Source organism: Beijerinckia sp. L45, from assembly GCF_009765775.1.
Classification (GTDB): domain Bacteria; phylum Pseudomonadota; class Alphaproteobacteria; order Rhizobiales; family Beijerinckiaceae; genus RH-AL1.
The window spans coordinates 76,032-82,168 of the sequence record NZ_LMUU01000274.1; the positions used below are offsets into that span (position 1 = coordinate 76,032).

At 62.8% G+C, this 6,137-nt stretch carries 6 protein-coding genes; 3 read left to right on the plus strand and 3 right to left on the minus strand.

Going from position 1 to position 6,137, the window contains the following annotated elements:
- The coding region (locus GSQ79_RS28130) for a helicase-related protein (RefSeq protein WP_256379058.1) at positions 1-698 on the plus strand (698 nt) is incomplete at its 5' end.
- Positions 699-958: 260 nt separating this feature from the next.
- Positions 959-1,405: a hypothetical protein gene (locus tag GSQ79_RS28135; protein ID WP_158812045.1), complete on the plus strand. Its 447-nt coding sequence runs from the start codon at positions 959-961 to the stop codon at positions 1,403-1,405.
- A 143-nt stretch (positions 1,406-1,548) separates the two neighbouring features.
- Here the strand turns inward: GSQ79_RS28135 and GSQ79_RS28140 are convergent, their stop codons facing one another.
- Entirely contained in the window at positions 1,549-1,911 is a 363-nt protein-coding gene (locus tag GSQ79_RS28140) for an MmcQ/YjbR family DNA-binding protein (RefSeq protein WP_158812046.1), read from the minus strand.
- Positions 1,912-2,151: 240 nt separating this feature from the next.
- Here GSQ79_RS28140 and GSQ79_RS30150 point away from each other — a divergent pair, with 240 nt between their 5' ends.
- Positions 2,152-2,274: a hypothetical protein gene (locus GSQ79_RS30150; protein ID WP_256379059.1), complete on the plus strand. Its 123-nt coding sequence runs from the start codon at positions 2,152-2,154 to the stop codon at positions 2,272-2,274.
- A 2,348-nt stretch (positions 2,275-4,622) separates the two neighbouring features.
- Here the strand turns inward: GSQ79_RS30150 and GSQ79_RS28145 are convergent.
- Positions 4,623-5,225, minus strand: coding sequence for a HEPN domain-containing protein (locus GSQ79_RS28145; RefSeq protein WP_158812047.1), 603 nt, complete (start codon positions 5,223-5,225; stop codon positions 4,623-4,625).
- On the minus strand, positions 5,222-6,137 hold a 916-nt coding region (locus GSQ79_RS28150; RefSeq protein WP_210253243.1), incomplete at its 5' end, for a ParA family protein. The genes GSQ79_RS28150 and GSQ79_RS28145, both read right to left, overlap by 4 nt.

Genomic DNA, 6,137 nt, shown 5'->3' on the forward strand with positions numbered 1-6,137 from the left:
AGGATGTGATCACCCGCCTCGGCAAGGTGATCGCGAGTGGCGCCCGCGCCTACTGGGTCTGCCCGCTGGTCGAGGAAAACGAAGACCTCGACGTCGCCGCTGCGCAGGAGCGCTACGACATGCTGAAAATGTTCTTCGGCGAGCGCGTCGGGCTGGTGCACGGCAAGATGAAGGGGCCGGACAAGGATGCGGCGATGGCGGCCTTCGCCGCCGGCCGCACGCAGATTCTTTGCGCCACCACGGTCATCGAGGTCGGCGTCGACGTGCCGGAAGCCACCATCATCGTCATCGAACACGCCGAGCGGTTCGGCCTGTCGCAGATCCATCAGCTGCGCGGCCGCGTCGGCCGCGGCCCCGGCGCGTCCGTGTGCCTGCTGCTCTACAAGGCGCCCTTGGGTGACGTCGCCCAGGCGCGCATCGAGATTCTGCGCGCGACGGAAGACGGATTCTTGATCGCGGAAGAGGATCTGAAACTGCGCGGCGAGGGCGAGGTGCTGGGCACCCGCCAGTCCGGAGCGCCGGGGTTCAAGCTGGCGGATTTGTCCGTCCACGGCGGGCTGCTGCCGCTGGCGCGTGACGCGGCGCAAACCATCGTGGCGGCACAGCCGAATCTGGATGGCGCCAATGGCGAGGCGATCCGGACCCTGCTGCATCTGTTCGAGCGGGAAGAGGCGATCAGGCTGATCGAGGCGGGGTGAGGGGCGTCATTCCGGGGCGCCGCAAGGCGAACCCGGAACCGGGGTTCTGCCATCGCGCAAAGCACCCCACCTATATCGCTCGCGCACACCGGTTCCGGGTTCACGCCTCCGGCGCGGCCCGGAATGACGGGTGTTGTCGATAAAACGCGCGGCAGCGACCGCATCGCCTCACGCTCCTCACCCATCCGCCAGCCTTGACACCGTCCCCTGCCGCAGCGTTACTCGCGGGATTGCCGGATTGATTTGATTGAGGTTTGCCGATGCTTGGTCGCGCTCTTCGTCTCGGATGTCTCGCCGCCGCGCTCGCCATGCCGCCCCACACCACGCAAGCCGCGCGCGCCACCTATCCGATACCCCCGCGGGGCACCGTGCGCATCGGCTCGTTCTACGCGCTCGACCCGACCTGCGCGACGATCGGCCTGCCGACGGTGCAGCTCGTCGCGGGCCCGTCCAACGGCACGATCGAAGCGCGCCACGCCCGCGATTTTCCCAACTTCCCCACCTCCAACGTGCGGGTGAAATGCGACACCCGCCGCGTGCCGGTGACGGAAGTTCTGTACCGCGCCACGCCCGGCTTCGTCGGGGTCGACAGCGTGACCTACGACATCGTGTTTCCGCGCGGCCAGCTGCGCCGCTACCGGCGGGTGATTGTCGTCCGGCCCGGCGCGCCGCCGAGCGCGGATGCGGGGTCGAACGGCGGGATGTGAGGGGGGCATTCCGGGGCGGCGCAGCCGAACCCGGAACCGGGGTTCTGCGATGGAGTTAATCCAGCGCGGGCATCGCCCGCGCACACCGGGTCCGGGCTCGCCCCTGCGGCGCGACCCGGAATGACGGCGTTGGGGACGCGCCCTCACCCCGCCAACAATCCCAGCGCGCGCTGCCGCGTCTTCGGCAGGCCCCGCGCCACGAGGCCGTGCGAGCGGGCGATGTAATGGCGCAGATCGGCGTCGCTCAGGCCGGGGCTGGCGTAATGCTGGATCCACTTCAGCCCGCGCGAGGCGAGATAGGGCGCGGGGCGCAGGCCCGGCTGGTCGCGCAGCATCTCGAACGCCATCTCGCCGGCCTTGAACGTAAAGCTCGGCTCGCGCTCCCGCCACCCGCCGATCGCGAACACTTTGCCGCCCACCTTCCAGACGTCAGCGCCGCCCCACTGGTTGACAGTGGTCGTGGCCGGCAGCGCCGCGCAGAAGGCGTTGAAGTCGTCATCGGTCATGGGTCCCTCCGTCGACCTGGGTCGCGCCGGCGGCGCCGGATCCGCGCGTGGACGAAACGAGCCCCATGATCCCTCCAGTCCGCATCCGCGTTTTCTCAAATTTCCGGACCCGCGCGGCGCGCGTCCCGGGATGACATCGTTGGACCACGGCGAACCACGCGCGGGCCGTTCGTCGTCGCGCGAGTCGCGCCCTTGCCTTCCCGCACAGAAGTGGCTCTATCGCATGGCCTGGGAGGCATCATGAACAAATATGCGGTTGCCGTACTGGCGACATTTGCCATTACCGTCGGCGTCGTCTGCAAGGGGATTGTCGTGTCGGGGCAGACCATCCGCGCCCTGTTCGGCCGCGGTGAGCGGCCTTGAACCCGCTTCGCCGTTAGACGCCAACCGCAACGCGATTGCGGGGCGGCGCATCGCGGTCGCGTCATGCCTGGCGTCGTGCCGGCGCGTCGCGGTGTTCTCGGCGACGATGCTGCGCCGTCCCGGCGTGGATGGCCGGGACGCGCCCGGCCATGACGAACGAATGAAGACGGCGGCATTCCCTTCTCCCCGCTCGCGGGAGAAGGTGGCCTTCGCGTCAGCGAAGGTCGGATGAGGGCGATGCCGATGAGGCCGCAATGCTCGCCGTCATTGCGAGTACCGGGTCCGGCCTGTTGGCCGGCCCGGCACAGGCTCCGCCGAAGCAACCCAGGGGCCGAAGCGCTCGCTCTGGGTCGCTTCGCTGCGCTCGCAAAGACGGGCGCCGAAAACACCGCAGCTCCCGCCCCGCGCCCTCATCCGACCTCGCTTCGCGAGGCCACCTTCTCCCACAAGTGGGAGAAGGAGCGCGCGCACCTGCGTTGAAAAACCCATTCATCGCTTGGTTGCGGCTCGCTCTCGGGCTCGCGCGCGTCAAGGATGAAACCAGCGGAGCTGGCGGAGGCTCCGTTGAAGTCGGGCCTGCCCGACTTCAACCACTCAAGTGTCCATGTCGGGCAAGCCCGACATGGATGCCGTCCTTGACCCGCGCGAGCCCGAGAGCACAGTGGCCCCCAAGCGATAAATGGGTTGGTCGGCAAACGAGTTTGCCGGCCGGACGAGCCGATCCGGATCACCTGTTAGCGTCATGCCCGGCCTCGTGCCGGGCATCCACGCCGCCCCGCTGCGGTCTTATCGGCGCAGATGGCCACCGCGTCCCAGCGTGGATGGCCGGGACCGCCGATGACGCAAGGATGCGGACCGCGGCTCTCCTTCTCCCGCTTGCGGGAGAAGGTGGCCCTTGCGTCAGCAAGGGTCGGATGAGGGCGGTGCCGAAGAGTCAGCAATGCAAAACGCTAACGAAGCCGCATCACCGCAGCCCTCGCCCAGCGCCCTCATCCGACCTCGCTTCGCGAGGCCACCTTCTCCCATTGCCATGGGAGAAGGAGCGCGCTTCTGCGCGTAAAACCCCATTCATCGCTTGGCCGAGGCTCGCTCTCGGGCTCACACGCGTCAAGGATGAAACCAGCGGAGCTGGCGCGGCTACGCCGCGTCCTTGACCCGCGCGAGCCCGAGAGCACACTGGCCCCCAAGTGATCAATGGGTTCGACTGCAAACGAGTTTGCCGGCCCGGACCAGCCGATACGCCTCACCCCGCCCGCGTCGTGCCGGGCCTCCACGCCGTTCCGCTGCGGTCTTCTCGGCAACGAGGCCGCACCGTCGCGGCGTGGAGGGACGCCATGACGGTAGACGACGGCACGCCTTCTCCCGCTCGCGGGAGAAGGTGGCCCTTGCGTCAGCAAGGGTCGGATGAGGGCGATGCCGACGAGGCCGCAACGCCCACCGTCATTGCGAGCACCGGGTCCGGCCTGTTGGCCGGCCCGGCACAGGCTCCGCCGAAGCAACCCAGGGGCCGAAGCGCTTGCTCTAGGTTGCGTCGCTGCGCTCGCAAAGACGGCCGCCGAAAACACCGAAGCTCCCGCCCAGCGCCCTCATCCGACCTCGCTTCGCGAGGCCACCTTCTCCCACAAGTGGGAGAAGGGGCGCGCCCCCCTGCACGGAAAACCCCATTCATCGCTTGGCCGAGGCTCGCTCTCGGGATCGCACGCGTCAAGGATGAATCAGCCGAGCTGGCGGAGGCTCCGCCCCCGTCCTTGACCCGCGCGAGCCCGAGAGCACACTGGACACCAAGCGATCGATGGGTTGGCCTGCAAACGAGTTTGCCGGCCGGACCAGCCGAGACGGACTATCCCGTCCGCGTCATGCCCGGCCCTGTGCCGGGCATTCACGCCGGCCCGCTGCGGTCTTCTCGGCGCCGATGCCGCATCGGCCCTGCGTGGGTAGTCGGGACACGCCCGGCCATGCCGCTAAAATGCGGACGAGGGCGATGCTGATGAGGCCGCAACGCGAAAGCGCCGACGAGGCCCGAACAACGAAGCCCCCACCCAGCGCCCCCATTCGACCTCGTTTCGCGAGGCCTCCTTCTCCCATTGGCATGGGACAAGGAGCGCACGCGGCGGCGCGGATGGGGCCATTCATCGCTCGGCTGGGCTCGCGCTTGCACGGCACATTGAACACCAAGAGATTTATTGACTGGCTTGCTAACGAGTGCGCCGGCCGAAGTCACCTCATGAGGGAGACGGCGCAGTAACTGAATCCTCCGTGAACGGCACAGCATTCCGAGGGCCAAAAAGCCGCCTTTTCATACAGCATCTTGTTCCAGGCAGCCGCAGCATTCAACCAACTGCGTGGTGTCAGGCATCATCTAACACCTTAGCGATCGCGGCCCCCAATCGCCTAAGGAATTCGACCGATGTCTCTACGTCTTCGCGGTATATCGGCCAAAGCTCTACTCCACCTAAAGCGGGATTGAGATCTGCCTCGTGAGCTATTCTGTTTCTGAGATCAACAACTCTTTTTAACTCAGCTTTAGCAACGGAGGATGTCCGCACTAGGCAGCTAGATATCTTCTCCCATGGATCATTAACAAGAGGTCGCAGGCAGGATGCCAATTTATCCGGGGCCACAAAAGACTTGTAAGAATTGTCCTCCCTTATGCACGCCTCAATCGATTCGATTCGTTCGAGATCTCGCTGTAGTAAAACATTGAAAGGCACTTTGAAAATATCAACTTTCTTTCCAGTTCTTATCCTATGAATCACCTCAAGCCTGAATAGGTCATGAATGAACAAGTCAAAAGAGCTGACCGCCAGAACTACTGCAGATCTCAGTATGTCATCGCAATCCATTGCGGCCGGGGCTGTACGGCGTAAATGGTGGAAGATTGCACAAAGGCCTTCCGCACGTGTACACCCAGATTGGAAGGTCCCAAGGGCTAAGGAGAGGTGGCTCTTCATGCTACAATGTTTATTATCTTATCTGCAGCTTCTTGATATATTTTTTTGAATTTTTCTGCGCTTTCAACCTGATTTTTCGCGACAGATCCGGAATTGGCAATGTCATCTTTATCCAGATCAAACACTGGCTTAGATAGTGATTGCGAAATCGCTATTAGGCTATTGAAATCTGGTACTTCAATAAGAAACTTATCTAAAGGCGCCGCAGATACATCGTAGGCCTCCTTATCGAGCAAAAGCCCTGCTTTTTCCAGCGAAGGCATAAGAATCTCCTGTTTTACTTCTAACAACGCACTAAACCACTTTTCATAAGCGCGAGTCGGAGCTTCTTTCTTCCCATCGCGCGATCGTACGCGATAGTTTTGCACAATCGAACCTAGATACTTTGGTGTCTTATTAGGCCAAGGATAAGCTGAATCCTGCAAAACACTTTGCTCAGCGGCTTTGGCAGACCAGGAGGTCCATTTCGGAACTACTCTGGCCAGCGATCTCAGCGCCATAGCAGAAAAAAAGTCTGGGGCTGTCGGAATAATAAAAGCATCGCTCGTTGTAAGAAGATTTTGATTTATAGCGCCTAGACTAGGACTCATATCTACTAGTACAATATCCGCATCTATCTCCGCGGCTGTCAAGTCGATTAACCATCTGAGCGAACCGGGAATGTTCTGTAAAGCAGCCAGAGATCCAGACAAATCATGAGCAATAGACAACTGACTTTCGTACTCCGCTAATCCAACATGCCCTGGAAGAACATAGAGCCCTTCTCGCCCCTCCACAGCTTGGACCTGGACCGGTGACAACGCCACTGGCCGAGCTTCAAAAGCCGGAGCAAGTCCATCCTTTATATTTAACGCCTTATACCAAGGCTCTCTAATCAGAACCCATGGGCCCAATCGCGCAGGCCGATGGACA

What these genes read in the sequence shown, in the direction of transcription:
- GSQ79_RS28140 (WP_158812046.1), bottom strand. Translation starts at nt 1,911, where the DNA reads ATGACCGATGACGACTTCAACGCCTTCTGCGCGGCGCTGCCGGCCACG.
- GSQ79_RS28135 (WP_158812045.1), top strand. Translation starts at nt 959, where the DNA reads ATGCTTGGTCGCGCTCTTCGTCTCGGATGTCTCGCCGCCGCGCTCGCC.
- GSQ79_RS28145 (WP_158812047.1), bottom strand. Translation starts at nt 5,225, where the DNA reads ATGAAGAGCCACCTCTCCTTAGCCCTTGGGACCTTCCAATCTGGGTGT.
- GSQ79_RS30150 (WP_256379059.1), top strand. Translation starts at nt 2,152, where the DNA reads ATGAACAAATATGCGGTTGCCGTACTGGCGACATTTGCCATTACCGTC.